The organism is Pseudoalteromonas sp. G5_S1_54_S4, from assembly GCF_054968565.1.
In genome coordinates, this window is record NZ_JBQKUL010000036.1 from 22,793 (window position 1) to 46,757 (window position 23,965).

At 39.7% G+C, this 23,965-nt stretch carries 24 protein-coding genes; 12 read left to right on the forward strand and 12 right to left on the reverse strand.

The genetic code is table 11. The annotated features are described in order from the left end of the window. Positions 1–58 precede the first annotated feature (58 nt). The 3 genes from ACTRWE_RS13675 to ACTRWE_RS13685 all read right to left on the reverse strand — a co-directional run bounded on the left by ACTRWE_RS13675 (position 59) and on the right by ACTRWE_RS13685 (position 1,521). A complete protein-coding gene (locus ACTRWE_RS13675) occupies positions 59–505 on the reverse strand; it encodes a hypothetical protein (protein WP_010388464.1) in 447 nt (148 codons plus the stop codon). A 115-nt stretch (positions 506–620) separates the two neighbouring features. After that, positions 621–1,079, reverse strand: coding sequence for a DMT family transporter (locus tag ACTRWE_RS13680; RefSeq protein ID WP_054201162.1), 459 nt, complete (start codon positions 1,077–1,079; stop codon positions 621–623). 7 nt (positions 1,080–1,086) lie between these two features. Further along, the gene (locus tag ACTRWE_RS13685) at positions 1,087–1,521 is read right to left on the reverse strand and encodes a DMT family transporter (protein ID WP_054201161.1); all 435 of its coding nucleotides are present in this window, start codon (positions 1,519–1,521) and stop codon (positions 1,087–1,089) included. Positions 1,522–1,617: 96 nt separating this feature from the next. Here ACTRWE_RS13685 and ACTRWE_RS13690 point away from each other — a divergent pair, with 96 nt between their 5' ends. Beyond that, positions 1,618–2,550, forward strand: a complete 933-nt coding sequence (locus tag ACTRWE_RS13690) for a LysR family transcriptional regulator (protein WP_010388467.1) — start codon at positions 1,618–1,620, stop codon at positions 2,548–2,550. A gap of 133 nt (positions 2,551–2,683) precedes the next feature. On the opposite strand, the gene bcp is transcribed toward ACTRWE_RS13690, so the two are convergent. Together bcp and ACTRWE_RS13700 are read right to left on the reverse strand one after the other, a co-directional pair. Beyond that, positions 2,684–3,163 carry a thioredoxin-dependent thiol peroxidase gene (gene bcp / locus ACTRWE_RS13695; RefSeq protein WP_024601114.1) on the reverse strand — a complete coding sequence of 160 codons (480 nt, stop codon included), beginning with the start codon at positions 3,161–3,163 and terminating at the stop codon, positions 2,684–2,686. A gap of 10 nt (positions 3,164–3,173) precedes the next feature. Further along, complete coding sequence (locus ACTRWE_RS13700; RefSeq protein WP_013465263.1) at positions 3,174–3,707, reverse strand: glycine cleavage system transcriptional repressor; 534 nt, start codon at positions 3,705–3,707, stop codon at positions 3,174–3,176. Between the two features lie 355 nt (positions 3,708–4,062). Here ACTRWE_RS13700 and bamC point away from each other — a divergent pair, with 355 nt between their 5' ends. Then, a complete protein-coding gene (gene bamC, locus ACTRWE_RS13705; protein ID WP_024601115.1) occupies positions 4,063–5,121 on the forward strand; it encodes an outer membrane protein assembly factor BamC in 1,059 nt (352 codons plus the stop codon). A 65-nt stretch (positions 5,122–5,186) separates the two neighbouring features. Next, on the forward strand, positions 5,187–6,575 hold the full coding sequence (locus ACTRWE_RS13710) for a YjiH family protein (RefSeq protein ID WP_024601116.1): 1,389 nt from the start codon (positions 5,187–5,189) through the stop codon (positions 6,573–6,575). Between the two features lie 32 nt (positions 6,576–6,607). Here the strand turns inward: ACTRWE_RS13710 and ACTRWE_RS13715 are convergent, their stop codons facing one another. Further along, the gene (locus ACTRWE_RS13715; RefSeq protein WP_076916055.1) at positions 6,608–6,757 is read right to left on the reverse strand and encodes a DUF2897 family protein; all 150 of its coding nucleotides are present in this window, start codon (positions 6,755–6,757) and stop codon (positions 6,608–6,610) included. Positions 6,758–6,842: 85 nt separating this feature from the next. After that, positions 6,843–7,379, reverse strand: coding sequence for an acyloxyacyl hydrolase (locus tag ACTRWE_RS13720; RefSeq protein ID WP_024601117.1), 537 nt, complete (start codon positions 7,377–7,379; stop codon positions 6,843–6,845). Between the two features lie 246 nt (positions 7,380–7,625). Here ACTRWE_RS13720 and ACTRWE_RS13725 point away from each other — a divergent pair, with 246 nt between their 5' ends. Next, on the forward strand, positions 7,626–8,219 hold the full coding sequence (locus ACTRWE_RS13725) for an MlaC/ttg2D family ABC transporter substrate-binding protein (protein WP_024601118.1): 594 nt from the start codon (positions 7,626–7,628) through the stop codon (positions 8,217–8,219). A 209-nt stretch (positions 8,220–8,428) separates the two neighbouring features. After that, positions 8,429–9,766: an ankyrin repeat domain-containing protein gene (locus ACTRWE_RS13730; RefSeq protein WP_024601119.1), complete on the forward strand. Its 1,338-nt coding sequence runs from the start codon at positions 8,429–8,431 to the stop codon at positions 9,764–9,766. A gap of 60 nt (positions 9,767–9,826) precedes the next feature. Here the strand turns inward: ACTRWE_RS13730 and ACTRWE_RS13735 are convergent, their stop codons facing one another. From ACTRWE_RS13735 to ACTRWE_RS13755, 5 genes are read right to left on the reverse strand one after another with little or no spacing between them, the layout of a single operon-like run. Further along, complete coding sequence (locus ACTRWE_RS13735; RefSeq protein ID WP_024601120.1) at positions 9,827–10,282, reverse strand: DUF2069 domain-containing protein; 456 nt, start codon at positions 10,280–10,282, stop codon at positions 9,827–9,829. Continuing rightward, positions 10,279–10,833: an NAD(P)H:quinone oxidoreductase gene (wrbA, locus tag ACTRWE_RS13740; RefSeq protein WP_024601121.1), complete on the reverse strand. Its 555-nt coding sequence runs from the start codon at positions 10,831–10,833 to the stop codon at positions 10,279–10,281. Before wrbA ends, ACTRWE_RS13735 begins: the two co-directional genes overlap by 4 nt. Beyond that, complete coding sequence (gene arsC / locus ACTRWE_RS13745) at positions 10,833–11,180, reverse strand: arsenate reductase (glutaredoxin) (protein WP_013465254.1); 348 nt, start codon at positions 11,178–11,180, stop codon at positions 10,833–10,835. The genes wrbA and arsC overlap by 1 nt, the downstream gene beginning before the upstream one ends. Positions 11,181–11,234: 54 nt before the next feature. Then, on the reverse strand, positions 11,235–12,692 hold the full coding sequence (gene bepA, locus ACTRWE_RS13750; RefSeq protein ID WP_350314788.1) for a beta-barrel assembly-enhancing protease: 1,458 nt from the start codon (positions 12,690–12,692) through the stop codon (positions 11,235–11,237). A gap of 12 nt (positions 12,693–12,704) precedes the next feature. Further along, positions 12,705–13,355, reverse strand: coding sequence for a hypothetical protein (locus ACTRWE_RS13755; protein ID WP_033104407.1), 651 nt, complete (start codon positions 13,353–13,355; stop codon positions 12,705–12,707). A 143-nt stretch (positions 13,356–13,498) separates the two neighbouring features. Here ACTRWE_RS13755 and ACTRWE_RS13760 point away from each other — a divergent pair, with 143 nt between their 5' ends. The 7 genes from ACTRWE_RS13760 to ACTRWE_RS13790 form a co-directional block, all read left to right on the forward strand. Further along, entirely contained in the window at positions 13,499–13,717 is a 219-nt protein-coding gene (locus ACTRWE_RS13760; RefSeq protein ID WP_013465251.1) for a hypothetical protein, read from the forward strand. Next, entirely contained in the window at positions 13,710–14,786 is a 1,077-nt protein-coding gene (locus ACTRWE_RS13765) for an AI-2E family transporter (RefSeq protein ID WP_033104405.1), read from the forward strand. The genes ACTRWE_RS13760 and ACTRWE_RS13765 overlap by 8 nt, the downstream gene beginning before the upstream one ends. A 107-nt stretch (positions 14,787–14,893) precedes the next feature. Beyond that, positions 14,894–17,149, forward strand: coding sequence for an aminotransferase class V-fold PLP-dependent enzyme (locus ACTRWE_RS13770; protein ID WP_462880146.1), 2,256 nt, complete (start codon positions 14,894–14,896; stop codon positions 17,147–17,149). A gap of 319 nt (positions 17,150–17,468) precedes the next feature. Further along, entirely contained in the window at positions 17,469–19,115 is a 1,647-nt protein-coding gene (gene pgi, locus ACTRWE_RS13775) for a glucose-6-phosphate isomerase (protein ID WP_462880147.1), read from the forward strand. 234 nt (positions 19,116–19,349) lie between these two features. After that, entirely contained in the window at positions 19,350–20,822 is a 1,473-nt protein-coding gene (zwf, locus tag ACTRWE_RS13780; protein WP_013465247.1) for a glucose-6-phosphate dehydrogenase, read from the forward strand. A gap of 3 nt (positions 20,823–20,825) precedes the next feature. Beyond that, positions 20,826–21,536 (forward strand): 6-phosphogluconolactonase, encoded by a 711-nt coding sequence (gene pgl / locus ACTRWE_RS13785; RefSeq protein ID WP_013465246.1) that lies wholly within the window; start codon positions 20,826–20,828, stop codon positions 21,534–21,536. A 715-nt stretch (positions 21,537–22,251) separates the two neighbouring features. Next, the coding region (locus ACTRWE_RS13790; protein WP_462880148.1) for a TonB-dependent receptor at positions 22,252–23,965 on the forward strand (1,714 nt) is incomplete at its 3' end.

Sequence of the window (23,965 nt, forward strand, 5' to 3'; positions counted from 1 at the left end):
AATAAAGCCGCCTTTGCAAGGTAGATTAGTATAACGCTGAATACTTGGCTCTGAAAATTCAAACAATGGCACTAACAAGTGCACCCGCGTCAGTAATACCGGCGTCTTTCATGGCTTGGCTAATCATTTGCACTAGCGCGACTACTTGAGATTGTGTTGATGAAACAATATTTGCCTGTGCTTCAATTTGTGCTTGTATGACCTCGTCTTCCGGATCGAATTGAGCTTGTAATTGAGTGAGTTGTTCTTTTTGTTCTTCAAGCTGCTGTTTGAGCTCTTTAAGTTGCTCTATCATTTTTGCGATATATTCAGGCATTTCTGAATTTGTTGCTTTTTCAGCGTTTTGCTCAGCCTCTTTTCCTGAGAGTTTATTGCGTTCTTTGTCTGATAATTGATAATCAGTGTTGTCCTGATTTTTTGTTGTGTCTTTTGTTTGTTGTGCAATATTTGTTTTTTCGGCTGTAATTTTAACGTCAAAGGCTGAGTGTTTATTTAGCTGTATCACGGTTTATTATCCATAATAGTATGTTTATTAATGTTGTTATCGGCCGCGATGCCAAAGTTTAAAGTGCTAAAGCAATAAAAAACGTTGCCTTTGAGCTACGTTTTTTAGGTTTATACTACGATTTTTTGTTTTCAACTTTACCGCTTGAATAAATAAAAAATAATGCAATGGCTAAACACACTAACGCCGCTAGTCGACTGGGTGACAATGCAATAGCCTCATTACCAAGCCAGCCAAAATTATCAATTAATACACTCATGGTTAGTTGACCAAAAATAACCGCGACGGTTGCCACCGCTGTACCTATTTTTTGCACCGCAAGCACCATAATAACAATGTATGGTACGCCACACATGGCACCAAGTAGCTGCCATTTTGGTACATCCATTAAGGTTACAGCATGATTTGGTTCAAAATAAAATATGAGCAGTGCGGTTACTAGTGCACCAACAGAAAAGGTTAAAAAAGCACTTTTAAAAACACCGACGTTACCGCCTAGTCGTCCGTTTAAGGCTGCTTGAATGCTTAATGTTGCGCCACCAATTACAGCTAGAAAAATCATAATAATAGTCATAGTGAGTTTATCCTTGTGCCATAAAAACCAGAGAGATAATAATAAACGCCAAAGCAATAATGCGTTTAACATCGATTTTGCGTTCAGTGGTGCCAAACAAACCGTAATGGTCAATAATTAAGCTTTTGAAAATTTGCCCTGCGAGTATGCCGATCATTGTCATGGCTATGCCGATGTTTGGCGTTGCAATTGTTAAAATAACCACGTAAACAGGGCCAAGCACACCACCTAATAATAAAGAAGGGGGCTGGCTAAAAAATGAAGGACTATTACGAGGGCTAAAAAACAGCATTAGCAAAAATGTTAAGGCGGCACCAACCGCAAATATACTAAATGTGGCCCACAGTTCACCCACTTCACTACCCAAAGGCCCTAATAACCCCGCTTCTACGGACAAACCCATACCGCCCATAAAGGTCAGTAATATTAATAGAAATTGCATTTATATCCTCCAAATAGTAATTAATACCATTTTAACCCAGCTAATAAGCCAGAAAAACGCTACAATCCAGAAATGACTTTTGCAGGAATTGCACAAATGAATGACATAAATACAGTGAGCATTAAAACACTCGTTACGTTTATCGGTGTTTTTAATACCCATAGTTTTTCAGAGGTGGCTAGGCGGGAGGGGGTGTCTGCGTCAAATATTTCACGCACTATTCAACAATTAGAAGATGCACTAGGGCAGCAGCTTTTTTATCGAAATACCCGTGCTGTTGTGCCAACAGAAGCGGGTCGGTTGTTTTTAGATTATGCACAAACAATCACCGAGCAAATGAATGACGCGAGAAAAGAGCTGCAAGACAGAACGCTCGAACCAACCGGGTTAATTAGAATTAATGCGCCTGTATTTTTTGGCCAAAGGCACATTGCTCCTTGGTTGCCTGAGTTAAGTATTCGCTACCCAAACTTACAAATAGAGTTAACACTTACTGATGACTTTATTGACCCGCATCGAGATGCCACCGATGTTATATTTCGTATCGGTGCGTTAACCGACTCTTCGTTACATGCGCGCGTATTTGGTACTCAAGTGTATCATTTAGCAGCCTCACCAGCGTATTTGAAAAACAACCCTAAAATTACTAACCCATCTGCACTTAAAAATCATCAATGCTTAATTTACAAAGGTTCTTCAGGCGCGAATCGTTGGCTGTTTAAAGCTAAAAATGCATCATGGGCTCATTACTCTGTTGCACCATTACTTGCCTCAAATAACGCTGATACATTATTAACTTGTGCATTAAAAGGCATGGGTTTAGTGCTGTTTCCTGATTGGCTTATTGGTGAGCATTTAAAGGCGGGTACTTTAGTAAAGGTGTTACCTAATTATGATGCAGCAATTAAAACAGAGCCTCAGCAAATAGCGGCTATTTATCCACACACACGCTATGCCCCTTTAAATGTTAGGGCGCTTATTGATTACTTTGCTGATGTTTTCGGTGAACCGCTTTATTGGCAACAATAGCTTAATTGATTTGGTGCTTTAAAAACCAAAAAAGCGTTGCTCTTGAGCAACGCTTTTATTTTTATCTTGTTTAGCCTTTAGCCTTTAGCCTTTAGCCTTTAGCCTTTAGCCTTTAGCCTTTAGCCTTTAGCCTTTATTCAGCTGCTAAATAATCTAATACCACTTGGTGGTGATCTTTGGTTTTGAATTTATCAAACAAGTGTTTAATTTTACCGTCTTGGCCTACTAAGAAAGTGAGGCGGTGAATACCGTCATATTCTTTGCCCATAAACTTTTTATAGCCCCACACCCCAAATGCCTCAGCAATGGCATGATCTTCATCTGAGAGTAGGTCAAAGTTAAGCTCTTTTTTTGTTTCAAAGTTTTTAAGACGCTTAATCGGATCTGGGCTTATGCCAACAACATGGGTGTTAAATTTAGCAAGCTCGGCTTGTTGGTCACGCAGGTTTTCGGCTTGTACTGTACAGCCAGGCGTTGACGCCTTAGGATAAAAGTATACCAGTACTTGTTTTTCTTTTAATAACTCGCTGAGCACGACGGTTTCGTCATTTTGGTTTTGTAAGCTAAAAGCCGGTGCTGTGTCGCCACTTTGTAATGGGGTAATTTTGTTCATGCTAAACTCCTTAGCGAATACGTCGAAAGATGTAATCTACGTTTAAAACGTGCGAAAGGTTTTCAAAACTAATTTTAAATTGGTCAATATCAACGTCAACGGGAATATTAAATTCAAGTTCACAGCGCATTTTTAGCTCAGTTTCTTCTTCGTAGGTGTCTGACTTTAATGAGCAAATATTAATATTATTATCTGCAAAAAAACGCGTTACTTTACTTAATGTGCCAGGGGTGTCTATGCCGGTATATTCTAAGGTATAGCCTGCACAAAATTCGCTTTGATTATGGCTTGAAGTACGCTTCATCATAGTGAGCAGGCCAAGCTCCATACCTTTGGTCGGTAATGTATGCTCTATGCGGCTAATGGCTGACATATCACCGCTTAGTAGCATAATAAAGGTGAATTCGTTGCCTAAAATTGCAATACGGCTATCTATAATATTACAGTGGCAATCGCTTACGAGTTGCGTAAGTTCACTGACGATGCCCGATCTATCCTCGCCAATTGCGGTTAAAACAATTTGATGATTTGAAAATGCAGTCATGGGTTTTAAAGTACCTAAGTTACTTGGATGAAAACAACCGACTTGGCAACAAAAAAATAAACACGTAGCGTTGCACGGCGGCAAAGTTTAACACAAAACCCGCGTTAAACTATAGCGGCGGTTAATTTTAGGCGGTTAATAGTGCAGTGTTTCTTGTTTTTACAAGCTTGTGAAAGTACCATAGCAAAAATGTGTCTATTTGTAGCCTAGTCCGTTTGTTATCTCATAGGCTGAATGCAGTTAGGCAAGCAAATTATAAATGTAAAGTTAATATTGATTTTACACTGAACCAAATCGGTATTACCCACTCATATATTTGTTAAAACAATTAAGGGTATGCTAAGGAGAATTATCTGTGCAGTATTGGATCCCAAAAGCACTAGCAGTAAGTGTATTGGTAAGTTTGTCAGGGTGTAGTGTATTTACAAGTGATGCTCATAATGAGCGTAATTACCGCGCCCATGAGCCGGTTAAAGCGCCTGCATCGTTATCTCAACCCGCTCAAGATCCTGTTTATAAAATGGATGTTGGTCAATATGATAATAATCCGGAGGCAACAAACTATCGTCCGCCGGCGCAAGTTTTAACCATTGCTAAAGGCAGTTGGGTTGAGGAAGCAGATAAACAAGCGCGTATTTATTTTGATAAAAATGACGGCATTGAAGATTTAGATGTGTTCATTTGGGATTCGATTCAAGCCGTGCTTGCTGATAATAACATTAACGCAACACAGCAAGATAAAACGCAAGGAACACTCGTAACCGATTGGTACGCTATTGTAAAGCCTGAAGAAAGCTGGTTATGGGGCAATGATGAAAGCGTTGATTTAGAGCGTTTTAAATTTACCATTGAAGAAAAAGAACACCAACGCACAGCGTCTTTAACCGCTGAGCTTATTGATTTTAAAGGTGATAAGCCGCTAACTGATTTATTAAAACAACAGCTTGAAGTGCGTGCGCTTAACCAAGTAGTGAGCGAGTTTGATTACCGCTACCGTCAGCTTGAAGTTGATATGCGTAAGCGTCAAGGGATCATCTCGTTAGAACTCGGGTTTGATAACAAAGGCAATGCCGCACTTGTTACTGAGCAAACGTATGACACCGTATTCGATCGCTTTTCTGGATTTTTAGAGCGTTTGTCGTTCACAATTGTTGAAGTAAACCAAGAGACAGGTTTAATTACAGCAGATTATGCGAAAGTAGAAAGCAGTGTGTGGGATTCAATTTGGGGCGATGAACCAACAGAGCTTCCAATTGATGAAGGTCAATACCAAATTTTGGTTAGCAAAATCAAACAAGGTGGCACCAGTCTAACGTGGATGGATGACAAAGGCGAAACGCTTGAACCAGGTACAATGAATGGGTTACAACAAGCATTAGAAGCGGCGTTAATCAAGCGCGGTATTAAAATTTAATAAATATAAATACTTCCCACAAAAAGAGCACTTAGCTCTTTTTGTGGTTTTTACAGGTTGAAAATATGTCTCAGTTAGATTCATCACGCCCAGCACCGGTCCAAAAAAGTTATGATTTGAAAGTATGGTTGGTTTTTTTAATTCCTTCTTTAATCGGTGTTTTTTTGTTCATGACGCCAGTACCGTCTGGCGAAATAATGACGATTCCTATTGCGGTAATGGCAAAAGCAATTCAAGCTTTATTTAGTGAGATAGCGCTTGGGTTAATAGCGACAATTATTTGTATTACTGGCGTTATGTCGTTGATATTTAGTGTGTTTAAACCGAAAAGCTTAACCAAATTTCGCTTATTAAATCATTTGTTTAATGTGAGTTGGATTTGGTTAGTAACACGGTTATTTGGTATGGCGTTTGTGCTTTTAACTTATTTTCAAGTTGGGCCGCATGCTATTACCTCAGAAAATACCGGTTTATTAGTATTAAAAGATTTACTACCGGTGTTGTTTTCGGTGTTTATTTTAGCGGGCTTGTTACTGCCGTTATTACTTAATTTTGGTTTACTTGAGCTGGTGGGTACCTTACTTACTAAAGTAATGCGTCCATTGTTTGGCGTACCAGGGCGCAGTGCAGTTAACTGTGTTGCTTCGTGGTTAGGTGATGGCAGCGTCGGTATTTTAATGACTGCACGCCAGTATGAAGATAAATACTACACTCAACGTGAAGCTGCGATTATTGGTACCACTTTCTCTGCTGTATCAATTACCTTTTGTTTGGTTGTTATTGGCCAAGTAAAGCTTGAATATTTATTTGCACCTTTTTACCTAACCGTGTGTTTAGCGGGTGTAGTGGCTGCGATAATTGTTCCGCGTTTACCGCCACTGCGTTTTAAAAAGGACGTGCTTATTGACGGTGAAGAGCCCGATGGAAACGCTGAATTGGTTCCTGAAGGCAAAACATTATTTAAGCATTCACTTGATGTTGCATTAACTAAAGCAGAAAAAGCACCAGGCTTAAAAGGCACAATTGAAGAGGGCTTACACAACGCATTTGATATGGTGTTTGCAGTATTACCTGTGGTAATGGCTGTGGGTACATTTGCGTTAATTATTGCTGAGTACACGCCGATATTTCAATATTTAGGTATGCCGTTTATTCCATTTTTAGAATTACTACAAATACCTGAAGCTGAAATGGCGGCGCAAACGATTATGGTGGGATTTGCAGATATGTTTATTCCGTCTATTTTAGCCGCAGGCTCAATTGAAAGCGATGTAACACGCTTTATTATTGCTGCCATGAGTGTAACGCAACTTATTTATATGTCTGAAGTGGGCGCACTTTTATTAGGTAGTAAAATACCGGTTAATATTTTTGAGTTATTTGTTATATTTATTCTCAGAACTTTAGTAACCTTGCCAGTTATTGCCTTAATGGCACACTGGTTAGTTGGCTAGAACAATCATTTAAACAAAAAAGCCCTGATTATTCAGGGCTTTTTTGTTTCTTTGCTTTGCGCAGATGAGCGTGGTGCTGAAGGTTTAAACTCGCTTTTTGCACTTAAACGCAGCAGTACTAAATTGCCGATAACAATAGCCAGTACAATCACGATAACGAGTACGATTTGCCAAATTTGCATTGCGATGCTCTTATTTTTTATTAAGCGGTAATTATGACCACTTTAAATAAAAGCCGCAATCCTCTCTAGGACTGTAAATAAGCAATTAAAACCGTTGTGCCACCGATAACGTTAAAAAGTTAATGCCTGGGTTTGGCGATTTAAATCCGGCGTTTGAATAGTGAATAATTCGCAGCGCTACATTAGTTTCACCAAAATCTGCCACTAGGCCTATCCTATCTTCAAACTGATAGTGAGTACTTAGGTTTTTACCAGCAAAATAGCGCTCATCAAGTAATGAAAAACCAATGCCAGCCTCTACATAAAAGGGGGTGTTGTATACACTAAATGCTGGAAATTGCACCACCGGTGACACAGCCAAGACCACGTTGGATTGTGATTGTTGATCATGGCGGTATTGCCACACGTTAACGCTGCTTTCTAAATAAAAACGAGCATCGCCGACAAAGTTTTGCATTCCTTGAGGGTGATATTGATACGCAAGCTTTGTCCCTGTTACATTGCCTTCTCCTTTTAAAAAATCGACGGCATAACCATGGTTAGAGGATGCATAAGCGGCTTTGGTAGCCAATATAAACAGGGTAAAAACAAGAACAAAAAGTCTGTTGTATGAGGTTTTCATAACGGCCAACTAGGGTTTAAGTCAAAATATTAAAGGGATAATAAGGGCGGTGAATTGGTGTTTTCAATGAGGACAAAAAGCCGCTTGTATATGGCTTGTTAACCGATTTATTTAACCAATTGAATTTATTTAATTAATTCAATTGGTGCCAATTAGGCATTAATAAGTTGCTTATTTATGCCTTTTTTATTGCCTGTTATTTGCGTAAATTACGCTTAAATTAATTATTTAAACTATGCATTTTTTATGAAACTTATAAAGCTTTTAGTGGTTATTGCTGTTTTTTTCAGTAGCACTTTGTATGCACAAACGCAGCCATCACCTAAGCAGTTATTGCAAACTGTAGCAGAATCATTATTTAACGATATTGGACAGGTAAATGCGAAAGGCGATGCCAGCAAAGAAGCCATGTCGTTAATTGTTCAGCAGCGTTTAATGCCACATATTGATGTTAAGTTTGTGTCGTTTAAATTATTAGGTAAGCATATTAAAGGTATTAACCGCGAACAAGGTGTTGCGTTTATTAATGCTGTAGAGCATTACTTAACAGGAACATATGCCGGTGCGCTTATGAAGTACACAGGGCAGGATGTAATATTTGAGCAAGACGCTGCTGCAAGCGACTCTAAATTTGCTACGGTAAAAACGCAAATTATTGAACCGAATAAGCCAACCATTGATTTGCACTTTAAATTGCGTTTAGGTAACAACAACCAGTGGAAAGTATACGATATTGTTGCAGAGGGAATTTCGTTACTCAGTGCTAAGCAAAAAGAGATCATTCAACGTATTTCTGATGTGGGATTAGACCAAGTCACAGCAGAACTTCAGCAAAGTTAGTACTTTTGCAATTAACAGCTCCAACCTAAAAGCAGCTAATGACGTATGTCGTTAGCTGCTTTTGTATTTTGGCCTATATTGCATGAGTTTACGCTAGCTTGGCTACCTAGCTGTGGTAGAATATTGGCTTCTTTGATTAAGCGTGGTGTCAGCTAAATACTGTTATAACTGACTACTCACCCGAGCTACACTGGAGTTGTGTTGTTTTAATGGAAAATGTACTAATTTGGCCAAAGGAATACCCGTTACTGGTCAAAGGGCTGGTTGAACAAAACGGTGCCTTCATTTTAGATGCTTTAGAAGCTTGGCCCGCCTGTCGCTCTACTGAAGAAGATAATGGTGTATGCACTACTGTTTTACCCCCAATTTATTATTTAACCTGGTTAACCCCCTTAGAGCCATTTGAAGAGTGTTATTTTCAGCATATTTCTGAATATGATGAAAACGCACAAGAGTATATTGCTGCACTGAAAGAGCATTATTTTGCCAATGATTACAGCATAGAAAATATTGTGCTAATGCTGTGTCAGCGACTTGAAAAGTATGCAAGTGTGTCGGCACAAAATAACATTGAAACGCCACTTTCTTTAATTAGCTTATTTTTTAGTAAACGCTTTTTTACTCTGATAGAGCATGCGCTAGAGCAAGGTGCAAAGCTCTCAGCTGAAGATACCTTATCTATTTGGAAAGAGGTCGATTTTAGAGAGCGTTTAAGTGCGCATATTCCCCAGTCGATTGCTGATATTGACCACTTAGCAGAGCTGACCAGTGAAAAAGTGGCTGCTGGCAAAGATTACTTTACTTTGTTAACTCAGGTGTCTCCTGATGTTGACTCTATTGTGCTTTTAGAAAATGCCTTACTTGCGCATTTAAACAAGAAAAAAGCTAAGCAAACCATGGCAATGCGCTTTATTGAGCAAGGCGCCACGGGCACCTTAACCGATGAAGATAATAAAACAGCATTTATGTGGGCGGCAGAAAAAGGCTACGTAAATGTAGTAGAAACACTCCTGCAGTACCAAGATAAAAAAGCGGTAGACGGCCAAGGTAATACGGCGCTGCATTACGCGGTGATAAGTAAAAACGAATCGTTAATGATTTTACTGCTCAAAGCAGGATATGACTTTAGAGCGCGAAATAACGAGGGGTTAAGTTGTTACCGATTAGCGGTTAGTATAAAAGCCAGCAACTTAGTTAAGTGCCTTGAGCGCGACTTTGGTATTAAAGAGTTATCGCCAGAAGGGCAGCTAGAGCGAATTAAAAAGGTGCATGTGTTACATGCGGTTGTGGCTTTATTATTACCGCTACAGTTATTTTTCTTTTTTGATGAAAACATAACTATAAAAAGTGAGCTTACTCTTTTTATGACCATGACGGCGGTGGTGTGTTTTTTCTTTGCAACGAACTTAAAGCGTTGCTCATTGTATCCGCATGTAAAACACCCATGGGGGTTGTTTTTAGTAAGAATGATGTCGGTTTTTAGTCTTGTAGCTCAATTAGGTTTAGCCTGTATTGTGGGGCTGGCAGCTTTAAGCGAGTTAGTTTAAAACTTAATGTTTTGCTACAAAAAAACGCGCTAATTAGCGCGTTTTTGCATTGTTGGGTATTTATTGCGAATTGTTTTTATCATGCTCGTGTGCGGCTTTTTCTTCAGCGAGCTCATCTTTAAGCTTACGAATTTTAAGCCCAAGTTCTTGCCCTCTGTGGCGCGCATAATAAGTACAGCCAATAAACATAGATGAGGCAAATAATAACTCTAGTAATACCCATATAAGCTCATCTTGTGCGACCCACAGTAATGTAAAGCCATGAATAAAATAAAACATAACAATAAAATTAGCCCACGCATAGGTGTAGGCTTTATCTTGTAATATGCCTTTTAAAGGCAGTAATAGTGGCAATACATACACTAAGAAAAGAAAGGTGTTACTGTGGCCGTCTCTTGGGGCTAATATAAACATCCATAACGGCATTAAAATAAGCAGGCCAATATAACCAAATAAGGCTAGGCGCTGAAATTTAATGGTAACCGGTTTTTTAGCAGGCTCGCTTGCTTGAATCATTTAAGTTTACTCGCAACTTGAGTCAGGCGCTTTCCGACGCTTTGACATATTTTAATTTCATCTTTACTCAGGGTTGAGCTGTTATTGCTACCTGCAACGTGCGAGGCACCATAAGGTGTTCCTCCTGTTTCGGTGCCGAGCAATTCAGGTACATCGTAGGGCACGCCCATCAACATCATCCCATGATGTAACAAGGGCAATGACAAATTGAGTAGGGTTGCTTCATTGCCCCCATGCATACTGCTTGATGATGAAAACACACAGGCAGGTTTATCGATAAGTTGGCCTTTGAGCCAAAGATCGCTGGTGGTTTCCCAAAACGTTTTTGCTTGTGAGGCCATCATGCCAAAGCGGGTCGGCGTACCAAACGCAAGCCCGTCGCAGGCAACTAAATCATCTTTACTGATCACAATGTCGTGCGTGCTTTTGGCCACAAAAGTTCTCAGTAATGCGGTTGCGCCTTGTTGCTCTATTGACTCTGCAATCTCATGCGCCATAGCTTCAACTGAGCCATGGCTTGAGTGGTACAGCACCACGATAGTTGTGCTCATTATAAAACGCTTAATACGTTTTCAGGCGGGCGACCTAGGGCGGCTTTATTGTTATTTACTACAATAGGGCGCTCAATTAGTTTTGGATGATTGACCATGGCATCAATAAGCACTGACTCGCTGTTTTCATCTTTTAAATTAAGCGCTTTGTACTGCTCTTCTTTGATGCGCATCAAATCTCGTGCCGAATTAAACCCAAGTTGAGAAACTAAGGTACTAATTTGCTCATGAGAAAGCGGTGTTTTTAAGTATTCAACAACACTCGGTTCAATGTTTTTACTTTGTAATAGGTTAAGGGTTTCGCGTGATTTTGAACAACGCGGGTTGTGATAAATAGTAACTGACATAAAAATACATCCAAAGTATAAATTGTGGCTATTTTAGGTGAACTCACCCCAGACTTAAAGCCTCGCAAGCTCTTTTTGCAATAACCGATACTGTGTGAGTAACGCTTTTAAGCGCTGTTGCTTAACATTTTCACTTGGCTCTACAAAATTAAGCGCTTTTTGTATTTCGTCTGCTGCTTTTAAATACGCACCATACTGGGATAATACATCGGCATTGGCTTCATGGTAGGCTGCCAATTTTTCTTGTTTTTTGTAGGCGTCAGTTAAAAGCTGTTTGCCTAAACTGTGATCGGGTTTTTCCAGTAAAAACGACTTTAATATATTTTCAGCTAACTCATATTGCTCAGCTTCTAATGCCGCGTTTGCGTAATTTAAGGTGATCACTTGGTTATTTGGCCGATAATTATTTAACTCGCTTAAGTAACTAACAGCTTCTGCTGCTTTTTTTTGTGCAATGAGTAAATCTGTTTTGGTATCAATATAAAATAAGTTTTTAGGATCGTCTGCCAGTAACTCATCAAGAATAGGTTGTGCTTCATCCGTCTTTTTTTGATCAAGCAAACTAATAGCTAAGCCGTACTGTAGTGCTACGTTGTTATAAGTGTTTTCGCGCATTAACTTTCTAAATAACGCTTCTGCGTTTTCGGGTTTGTTATCGTAACGCGCCAGTACTCGGCTTTTTGCTAAGTTAAAGTTAAGGCTCGAGCTTACCTGGCGTTTAGGGTATTGCTCGGCGCGAAGGCGAACATCTGACACACGACTTTCAGGAAGAGGGTGAGTGAGTAAAAACGCCGGTGGTTTATATTTATAACGAATTTGTGCGGCAAGTTTAGTTAAAAATTCACTTGATGCTCTGGCATCAAACCCTGCGTTGTTGAGGGTTTGCATGCCCATTCTGTCTGCTTCTTGCTCGGCAGAACGGCTATGTGTCAGCTGACTGAAAGCTGATTGTGTTTGGCTGGCTGAAATAATAGCCATACCGGCATCAGGTGCTACAACCGCGGCTAAAATACCAGCAATCATGCCTGCAATGGTAAGCCCGCTATTATCTTGTTGCTGCTGAATGCGCCTTGCTAAGTGGCGCTGGGTGACGTGTGCAATTTCATGGCCAAGAACCGATGCAAATTGACTCTCGTTATCGGCTTGGGCTATTAATCCGGTGTGTACACCAACATGGCCGCCATAAAATGCAAATGCATTGATTTCGGGATTATTTAACCAAAAGAATGAAAACCCAAAACGCACATCATTGGCGTTAGCAACTAACTTTCTACCTAAGGTTGTTAGGTATTCATCAAGCACCGGATCGTTAATCAAAGGCGATGAGCCTCTGATCTGCATCATCATCACTTCACCAATCGCTTTTTCTTTTTCAATTGGCAATGCTTGTAAGGCTGAAGTGCCTAAGTCGGGCAGTTGAAGATTGGTTTGTGCCTTTAACGGCTCACTTATCAGTAGGCTAAATGTAAGCGCTGCACTGCATAAAGTGATAAAGGCTGATTTTAGCTGCATTATATTCCTTGTTTATTTTTTATCAGGGGCACTAGCACTTGAAAGATCATCTGTGTATAAACGGCTGTCCTTTTCACATAGTTGATAAAACGCCTTTATTGTGACCCCATCAACCTTAACAATGTTCAATTGAGTTTGTAAAAAAGCAATAATTTTATGAACCACTTTGTGAGAATGTAATATAAGCGCTTTATCTGCCTCATCGCCTTGGTCTAAGTAAAAGCCAATGAATTTATGTAACTGATTAATGCGAATAACGGTTTTCATCGTCAATGGATCCCATAACCTAAACTCCATTGATTCATCATGTCGTGCGTACCTATCGATGGCGGTATCATTAGAAAAAGGGAAGGCTTGTAATTCAAAACCACGCTCGGTAAACACTTGATGCAGTGAAATTCGTGGTTTGTTATTGCTTTCTTTTTCATAAAGCTCGTTGGGGTCTATTCCCAGCGCTTCTAAATTCCAATTGCGTTTGTCGATAATACGCTTAATGGCATTATCAAATCCGTGATCTAAAATACTTTCACATTCACTTACCGACGAAGCCACTAAATGATAAAAATGCGGCAGCTCCCCCCAATTAATTTGCTTTTTAAACCAATTAATTTCTTTGAGAGTTGGATTGCTAGGCAATTGCGCTTTATTATGCGAATTAGGCATTAACGTATCCTGATAGCTAACGATGCTATAAGGATAAACCATTGCAGAGGTTGTTTTAAGAAAAAGTTAAATTTAACTGCGGTTAATCTCAATTGGCCCTGTTATAGGACTTATTATTAATGTGAATAGGTAGCGAAACGAGTATGCTAGAGCTAAATTTACGCGCTTATAAATGCCCACAGCAATTTATTCAGTTTAAATTAGGGCTGCGTGATGCAATATCGTTAAAACAAGCAATTACCTTTAATATCTCACAAGAACAAAACACTGATGATATTGAACGATATTTGCAAAAAAAAGCGTATTATTACAAGTTAAATAAACAACAGGGGTTGTTATTAGTGGAGCCGTTACGTGTTTGAATATGTAAAAGCATGGTATGAAAAAAAGTTTTCTGATCCTGATTCAGTCACTTTACTTTTTTTATTGTTGGCACTGGTTGCCATGTTGTATTTTTTTGGCCCATTAATTGTGCCTGTGTTAGTGGCACTGATCATAGCTTATTTATTAGATTGGCCTGTGGTTCACTTAGAACGGTTTGGCCTTAAGCGTTTTACTGCCACCAGCATAGTAATGCTGATATTTATTGGCATTATGCTCACTTTAATATTGGTTATAGGCCCTGTGCTTTGGCAGCAAAGCAGTAACCTAGTCCAAGAAACACCGCATATGGTCGAACAAGGTAAATCGTTTTTACTCGATCTGCCTGATAAATACCCCAGCCTTATTAGCGCAGAGCAAGTACAATCGATTGTAGTAACCGTTGAAACCAAAGTTCTCGACTTTGGCCAAGTGGTATTGTCTGCGTCGCTTAATTCATTAAAAGACGCTGTAGCATGGTTAATTTACCTTATTTTGGTACCGCTACTGGTGTTTTTTATGCTCAAAGATAAAGTAGAGCTCAGTGCCAGCATTGCTAAAATGATCCCACGCCAACGCCGCTTAATTTTACAAGTGTGGCATGAAATGAATCAGCAAATAATGAATTATATTCGTGGCAAAGTATTTGAAATTTTAATTGTTGGTTCTGTGTCGTTTATTGCTTTTACCATACTGGACTTACGGTACGCCGCGCTTTTAGGCGTTCTCGTAGGCTTTTCGGTGCTTATTCCGTTTGTGGGCGCAGCGTTAGTAACTATACCAGTGGCCGCAGTAGCGCTGTTTCAGTTTGGTTTAGAAACTCAATTTTGGACCGTTTTAATTATATACGGCATTATTCAAGCGCTCGATGGCAACGTATTGGTGCCTTTATTGTTCTCTGAAGCGGTTGATTTAAATCCGGTATTTATTATTGTTGCGGTGCTATTTTTTGGTGGGCTATGGGGTTTTTGGGGAGTGTTTTTTGCCATTCCATTAGCATCATTAGTCAAAGCACTTATTAATGCTTGGTCATCCAAACACGAAGAACTCGCGCAAGAGCTCGGTCACTAAAAGGTATAGTAAACGCACTTTAATTACGAAAGATTATTATTCATTCCTGTCAAAACTATGTACTATTGGGAATAAGATATATTTTTTAGTAATAAGGTGCGTTTTTAATGTCAGAGTTTTTATTGCCAGATGAACCCAAAGCTCAAGTTTATCTCGATGCAAATGCGACCACACCTGTATTGCCCTGTATTGCAGAGGTGGTGTGCCATGCTATGCAAATTTGTTTTGGTAATCCCTCAAGTCCTCATATAACCGGCATTCAAGCCAAACACTTATTAGAACAAACTAGGCAAAAAGCCCGTACCGTCATTGGCGCGCAGCAAGGTGATATTTTATTCACCTCCGGTGCCACTGAGGGGATTCAAACCGCCATCGTATCGACGCTTATTAATGCAAAACACCATACAAAGCCAAACCCCGTTTTATTGTATGGGGCAACTGAGCATAAAGCGGTGCCTAATACGCTAAAGCATTGGAATACAGTGCTTGAGATTAACGCTGATATTATTGCTATTCCGGTTAATCGTGATGGTATTTTAGATTTAGACTTTATTGCTCAGCATATTGATGACGCTTTGATGATTTGCACGATGGCCGTTAATAATGAAACCGGTGTTTACCAAGATCTAAGCGCCATAGAAAAGGTGATTCGTAGTCGTAATAGCCAAGTCACTTGGATGGTTGATTGTGTACAAGCGCTTGGCAAACAACAGCTAAACCTAAGTGAAACAACGATTGATTATGCGCCTTTTTCAGGGCATAAACTTTATGCACCTAAAGGCATAGGTTTATTGTATATTCGTCAAGGCAGCCCATACACGCCTTTTATAGCCGGTGGCGGCCAAGAAAGTGGCATGCGCTCTGGTACAGAAAACCTGCCTGGTATAGCTGGGCTCAATAAGCTGTTTAGTTTGCTGCTAGATAAACAAGACGAGACTTTTAAATCAATAGATGTACTTAACTTGTATCGAGATAAACTGCATAGCGCCTTAGTTGATACTTTTGGAAGTATTACCTTTAATCATGACTTTGCCTGCTCTGTGCCCACAACGCTTAATTTTGCAGTTAACGATTTAACCAGTAAAGAAGTTATTGATTTGTTTGACGCTGCAGGTATTAGGGTCAGCGGTGGCTCTGCATGCAGCACGGGAGCTACGCAGAGCTTTGTGCTTGATGCGATGGGAGCCTCACAGTGGCAAAGTGAAAACGCTATTCGTTTGTCATTTGGCCCTGCTGCTACGATGGCGCAAATAGATGATGCATGTGAACAAATTAGAGCGCTTAAAACGGTATTACAAGCTAACTGTTTAGTGATTTCTGATAGCAGTTTTCCTTTGCAAGAAGTATGTGCTTTAGGGCTTACCCAATTTAGACACCAAGGTGCATGTAGTTGGTTGTATGTAACAGATGATCAACATGCATTTATTATCGATCCGATTATTGAACTGATCCCTCGCTTTGAAAAAATAGTAACTACGCAAAATTTAACTATTACCGCTATTTTAAATACGCATGAGCATCAAGAACGTCACTGCGCACTTGATTTAATGCGCAGCGCACTTAAAGAATACTTAGTCGCTGGAGAGGTTGATAAATTAGGCTGGCCAACGAATAGCGACACATTGCAATTAACCACTCACGTACTCGAAAAGCTAGCCACACCAGGGCATAGCCAAGATAGCGTGAGTTATTTATTAAAAGCGAATAATGGAGATGTTCAGTATTGCTTTTGCGGTGATTTAATTTTACCTGCAGGGCTTGGAAATACCGCGCTTGATGGCGGGGATGCAATGAAAATGGCGCATTCCTTGACGATGTTAGCAGCAGAGCTTAATCCGCAAAGTGTGGTGTGTTCAGGGCATGATTACCAACAGTGCTTTGCAATGAACTGGGCTGTTCAACAGCAGCAAACGCCATTATTACAAGCCTTACTTAAAGGTGATATTGATGACGCTGAATTTACCGCACAAAAACAGCAAGCAGATTTACAACAACACACACAAGCCAACACGCTCTGTGGTTATGTTAATGCTAAGCCTGCTGTAGAAACTTCGCAATTAAGTTTTAACCAAGCAAAAGAAATACTGGTAGAGGGCAATGCGTATTTAATTGATACCCGAGAACCTTATGAACACGGCGCTAATAATTTAAGCGCATTGCTAAACGTACCCATAGCTAAAACCTTAAATATTCCTTTAAGTCGAATGGCTCATGCACTTACGCAAGGCCAATTGGACAAAAACAACCAGTATATTTTAGTGTGTCGCAGTGGTAACCGTTCAAAAATTGCGGCAGCAAATTTGACTGAGCTTGGTTATAGCAGTGTTTATAACTTATCGGGTGGTTTAGCGTTAACCGGTTAATTGTTTATTTAGAGGAAAGGCCGACATTTGTCGGCCTTTTTTTTGCTCGCTTTAATTTGGATCAGTTAGAAATTAATAAAATCTTCATTAAAGAGAGAGGCTGATCAGTTGTTAAATTCAATTTTTAATTTTATGATACCGGTGTCAAAAGCAAAAAATTGCGCTATTATCTGCATCGAAGCTTATAAAAATAACGCAAATTAGACTTTTTAAGCTATAATATTGGGCTTTGCTTTTTACAAAATTCGGTTATTTTGCGTCGTAAAAAATTAAATAAAGTGCTTTAAATCAATAGATTAATAAATTAGGGGATGTTTACATGGCGAGCCGTTCTGAGTTAGTAAGTTGGCAAGCACTAGAAAATAGTGCACAAAAGATGGCACAAACACATCTGAAAACTTTATTTGCACAAGACGATTCTCGTTTTTCTCAATTTTCTACTCACATTCCTGGTGTATTGTTTGATTATTCAAAACAACGTATTGATGAGAAAGTTTTCGCTCAATTAATCTCATTAGCTAAAGAGTGTGATATTGAAGCGTGGCGTGAAAAAATGTTTGCCGGTGAGAAAATAAATATCACCGAAGACCGTGCCGTATTGCATACCGCACTTAGAAATCGCGCCCATACACCGCTTATTGTTGACGGTGAAAATATTACTGAGGCGGTCGATAGCGAACTTGCTAAAATTAAAACCTTTGTTGAAAAAGTACGCAGCGGGCAGTGGTTAGGTTACACCGGTAAAGCGGTGAAAGATGTAGTGAGTATTGGTGTAGGGGGGTCAAACCTAGGCCCTCAAACGGCAACTGAAGCACTTAAAGCAGTGGTTGATAAACCGTTAAACGTTCATTATGTTTCTAATGCTGATGGCGTACAAATCGCGTCGGTATTGAATAAAGTTGACCCTGAAACAACGTTATTTGTTATTTCGTCAAAAACCTTTACTACCTCAGAAACCATGACCAACTCAAAAACAGCGGTTGATTGGTTTTTAAATAGCGCCAAAGATAAAAGCGCCATAGCAAAGCATTTTGTGGCAGTAAGCACCAAATTAGAAAAAACCGCGGCATTTGGTATTAGTGACGAAAACGTATTTACCATGTGGGATTGGGTTGGGGGTCGTTTTTCACTTTGGAGTGCCATTGGTTTACCTATTGCACTTTATGCCGGCTTTGAAGCATTTGAAGCTATTTTAGAAGGGGCGTTTGAAGTTGACGAGCACTTTAAGTCGGCGCCACTTGAGCAGAATATTCCTTTAATTATGGCGTTGTTGAGTGTATGGAATACCAGCTTTTTAGGATTTGATTCGCAAGCTATTTTACCTTACGACCAAGCATTACATATGTTGCCTGCGTATTTACAACAGGGTGAAATGGAAAGTAACGGTAAGCACGTCACTTTTGATGGGCAAACCGTACCTTACACTACCGTGCCTATTATTTGGGGCATGACGGGAATAAATGGCCAGCATGCGTTTTATCAATGTTTGCACCAAGGCAATGTAATTGTCCCTGCGGACTTTATTGGCTCTGTAAAACCACAGGTTAACGTTGATAAGCATCACAATATTTTATTATCGAACTTTTTTGCACAAACCGAAGCATTAATGAACGGGGTAGATGCGCAGCAGATAACCGCTGATTTAGCAGCCAAAGGCAAAACGCCTGCGCAAATTGAAATGCTACTAAAGCATAAAATTCATCAAGGAAACCGCCCAACAACGTCTATATTATTAGACACAGTTGATGCAAAAGCGGTGGGTCGTTTAATTGCACTGTATGAACATAAGATTTTTTGCCACGGTATTCTTTTACAAATATGTTCATTTGATCAGTGGGGCGTTGAGCTTGGTAAAGGTTTAGCCTCTAAAATTGAAGCTGAATTAACCGACGATAACGTGGTTAATGAGCACGACAGCTCAACACAGGGCTTGATGGCGTACTACAAACAACACCGTACGCAGTAACACATTCACTTATTGCACAATAAGTAACCAAATACCTTTGAACGGGTAGCGCTGGAGTCCTAGGGCCTGTATTTTTGTGAGAGGAATTACAGTGTCCCTAGACCCATTTTTTATGGCGCATATAACGAACAACATTAGTAGGCTTTGTGCTAAGGCCTGCATATCCAGATAATAAACCGCTATAACTGATTACCAATACGGTAGTGGCAGGTAGCATAAACGTAGAGAGTAACTATGCTTAATCCTTTTGATATTATAATTTTTGGGGGCGGTGGTGATCTTGCGTTACGCAAATTACTTCCTGCAATGTATCGAGCATATCAAGAAGGTAACTTACCGCAAGGCTCACGTATTTTGCCTACCGTGCGCGAACAAAGTAAATGTGATGAATACATTGATACCGCACACAAAGCATTACAAGAATTTTTAAGCGAAGGCGAGTATAACGCTAAGGATTGGAAATCGTTCTCAGCGTTTTTAGTGCCTGTAGTGAGTAATGTTACCGAAGCGGATGATAACTGGGATGTACTGAAAAAGATTCTTGATGAAGACGACAGCGATAAATCTCGTGTGTTTTACTTATCTCTTCCGCCAGCTGTGTATGGCACTTGTTGTGAAATTCTATCTACTAAAAAATTAATAACAGCCAATTCACGTGTTGTTGTAGAAAAACCAATTGGCTATTGTGGCGAGTCTGCAGAAGTTATTAATGCGAAAATTGCACAGTACTTCGACGAAGATCAAATCTTCCGTATTGATCACTATCTAGGTAAAGAAACCGTTCAAAACTTAATGGCATTGCGTTTTTCAAATTCATTATTTGAAAACATGTGGGATGCTAAATCGATTGATAACATCCAAATTAGCTTATCAGAAACGGTAGGGCTTGAGAGCCGCGCTGGTTTTTATGATAAAGCCGGTGCTTTGCGTGACATGGTGCAAAACCACTTGTTACAGCTACTTTGCTTAGTCGCAATGGAGTCACCGCATAAACTTAAAGCCAATAGTATTCGCAATGAAAAGTTAAAAGTATTAGAAGCATTACGCCCATTAGAGGGCAGCGATGTTGATGACAATATTATTCGTGGGCAATACGTACCGGGTGATTTAAACGGTAAAATAGTCCCAGGTTACTTAGAAGAGCTAAACGAAGGGGCAAGTAAAACTGAAACCTTCGTGGCTATTCGTGCGCACATTGATAATTGGCGTTGGGCGGGTGTGCCTTTTTACCTGCGTACCGGTAAACGTATGGCAAAGCGCTGCGCTGAAATTGTGGTTGAATATAAAAAAGTATCTCATAACGTGTATGAGGACAGCGTAGGTAATATCGAGCCAAACCGTTTGGTGATCCGTTTACAACCACAAGAAAGCATTCAATTAACGCTGATGTCGAAGCGTTTAGATAATTTAGACATGCAACTTGAACCTGTAACGATGAACATTGAGCTGTCGCAAGCATATAGTAATGGCTTTCACTCAGATGCTTACAAACGTTTAATGCTTGATGCTGCAGCGAATAATCCATCATTATTTATTCATCGTGATGAAGTACGCCAAGCATGGAAGTGGATTGATCCAATAATTGAACGTTGGCAAGAAAAAGGTAAACCAGCACTGTATAGAGCCGGTAGTTGGGGCCCTGAAGATGCAGATGAATTATTAGCAGAGAATAATCATGTTTGGTTTAATACTGGCGATAAGGCATAAGTGATGGCAACAATAGTAGAAAAGTTTTTTGACGATAAAGCTGCGCTGACTGATGAATTATCTCAGTCGTTAGAGCATGCTTTACGTGATGGTATTGAACGTGATGGCCGTGCAGTATTAATGGTTTCAGGCGGTTCATCGCCAGAGCCGGCTTATAAACATTTATCGACCCTTGATTTAAATTGGGCAAACATTGATGTTGCTATGGTTGATGAGCGCTGGGTTGAGGCAAGTCATGAAAAGAGTAATGAAGCATTCATCAAGCGTACTTTGTTACAAAACCATGGTGCAGCGGCTAATTTTATTAGCATGAAAAATACAGCAGCCACTGCAGAGCAAGGGGTAGATGCCTGTGAAGCGCAGTTTCAAGCATTAAAACGTCCTTTTGATGTGACTATTTTAGGCATGGGCCCAGATGGCCACACCGCGTCATTATTCCCACATGCACAAGGCCTGAAAAACGGCCTAGATTCAAGCCAACTTGTGTGCGCTATCAACGCGATACAAAGTGACGTAACAGGCAGTATTACTGAGCGCATGAGCTTAACGTTAAATGCGATTGCACAATCTAAAGTGGTTAAATTGTTAATTAGTGGCGATGAAAAGCTGGCTGTTTATAAACAAGCTTTAGCGGGGGGCGATGTGAATGACATGCCGTTACGTGCGGTATTAAATCACCCTGAGATCAACATTGAAGTGTATTGGGCGCCCTAATTTTAATATAAATTAGATGTGCGCTAAACCTCTTTGTATTGATGGTTTAATGAAAGGTCAGTCGCTTTTGCTACTGACCTTTTTTATTGCTGATCTGTTTTACTCTTTGCTGAATTACAAAAAGCAGCGCAGAGATAAAGATGAAATGCTGAGTATTGCCTCCACAATTAGCAGTATAAAATAGGCTTTTACACCGGTTGTAAATACTGAATAAATTTTACTTATAGCCAAAAAATCAAATGGTTAAATTTATTAAACACTAACTCACAAGCATGTTTTACGGTTTGAAAATTCCTACTCACCACGTCGTTTTAAACAAAATCAATTTAAAAATGCTTCAAGTACATGCTGGAAATGTGAACGAATTAAATAAATTTAATTCGGCTTTTTCATGCAATAATTAATTTCTTTAAAATCATTTGCTTAATGTTGAATTGGCTATTTTTCATACAGGAAGGGCGGAAAAATGTAGCAAAATTGTAATTTTGCATGTATGGATTGTTACTTCCATTACAGCGCTATCATGGCGGTAGGCAAAATGATAAACAAAAACCAACAAAATGATTCAAGGGGAATCCTGTGTTAGCTAAAAATTTTAAAAAAAGCTTATTAGCAGTAAATATCGGCTTAGTAATGAGCCGGGTTCACTGGTGCTGCATTCGCAGCCGATGAAACTAAAGTTCAAGAAGATGTTGAAGTAATCCAAGTTACGGGTATTCGCGCTTCAAATAAAGAAAACTTAAACGGCAAGCGTTTTTCAAATGCCGTTGTTGATGTTGTAACAGCTGAAGACGTTGGTAAGTTTCCTGATGGCGATGTAGGTGAATTTCTTGGTCGTATTTCTGGTGTCAGTGTATCTCGTCAATTTGGACAGGATCAGCAAGTATCTATCCGTGGTGCATCAGCTCAATTAACACGCACATTACTTGACGGTCATACTGTTGCCTCAACTAGCTGGTTCGATCAACAAGCGGTCGATCGTAGCTTTAATTATTCATTACTACCTTCTGAATTAGTAGGTGGCTTAGAAGTTTATAAATCATCTCAAGCTAACCTAGTTGAAGGTGGTATCGGCGGTACTGTAATTGTTAAAACTCGTAAACCGCTAGATTTAGATGCAAACACTGTATTTGCCAGTATTAAAGCTGATTACGGTACAGTATCTGAAGAGACAGATCCTGAGCTTTCAGGCTTGTACAGCTGGAAAAATGATAGTGAAACATTTGGTATCTTAGCTGCGGGTTCATTATCAGAAGTAGATTACCAACGTAACGGTATTGAATCGTCAGGTGGTTGGAGTGGCGGTATGGCACCCACAACCTTTCAGCAAGCTCGTGAGCGTACGGCGTATAATGTAGCTATGCAATATCAGCCATCAGATTCGCTAGTTTTAGGTCTAACTTATACAAGTTTAGAGCTAGATGCTAACAATGCTAACTCGCAAATCATTATATTCCCAGGTGATGGTTCATGTGAACAAACGAACGCCTCAGGTAACTGTGTTTCGCGTAATATCAACGGCAATGGCACGGCTTTTTTCCAAACATGGGCGCGTAAAGCAAGCATGAAGTCTGATACTGTTGACTTAGATTGGAAATATGACTCAGAGTTATTCACCTTTAAAGGTCGTGTAGGTAAAACAAGCGCAGACAGTGATGTAACAACGGCAAACTATGGTTTGTTTGCAAATAACAATAGCGACTTAAATGGGTCTATTGATATGACTGGCGACGTGACTAGATTTAATTTAGCTAACCAATCATACGATGCTAGCATTTTACCTGATACCATCAGCCCACAAACTTGGGCGCCTGAATATAACCCTGATTCAGATGAAGAAAGTTACTTAAATTTAGACTTTGAAATTCCTGTTGAACTTGGTGTTATTACCGCAATTAAAACGGGCTTAAGATATGCCGATCACAAAGTTGTACAAGATGGTAATGAATACTACCCAGGTACTGTGACTGCGGGTGGTGGTTTTGTAATACCTGAACCTGATATGGATCTAATGATTGCTGATTTATTAGCAATGAAAGAAGGTTATACAGCACGTCCACAAGCATACGGCACCATAGAAGAAAATTTTGCTTTGTATGCGATGGCTGATTTTGACACCGGTGGTATTCGCGGTAATTTAGGTGTTCGTTACATATCAACTGATATTTCGTCAGATTACTATGATTTAAGTGATGAAGGTGTTTACGACTCGACATTATCTACAGATAAAGCCGATTACAATGAATTCTTACCAAGCTTAAACGTGGTTATGGACTTAGCTGACGACTTAATCTTACGTACTTCAGCAGCACAAGTTATCTCTCGCCCTAATTACGCAGATTTATTTGCAACGCGTAATCTAGCGGGTTATACAGATAACCGTCCTTTAAATGAAGTGTTAAATACGGGTAATGTAGGTTTAAGCCACG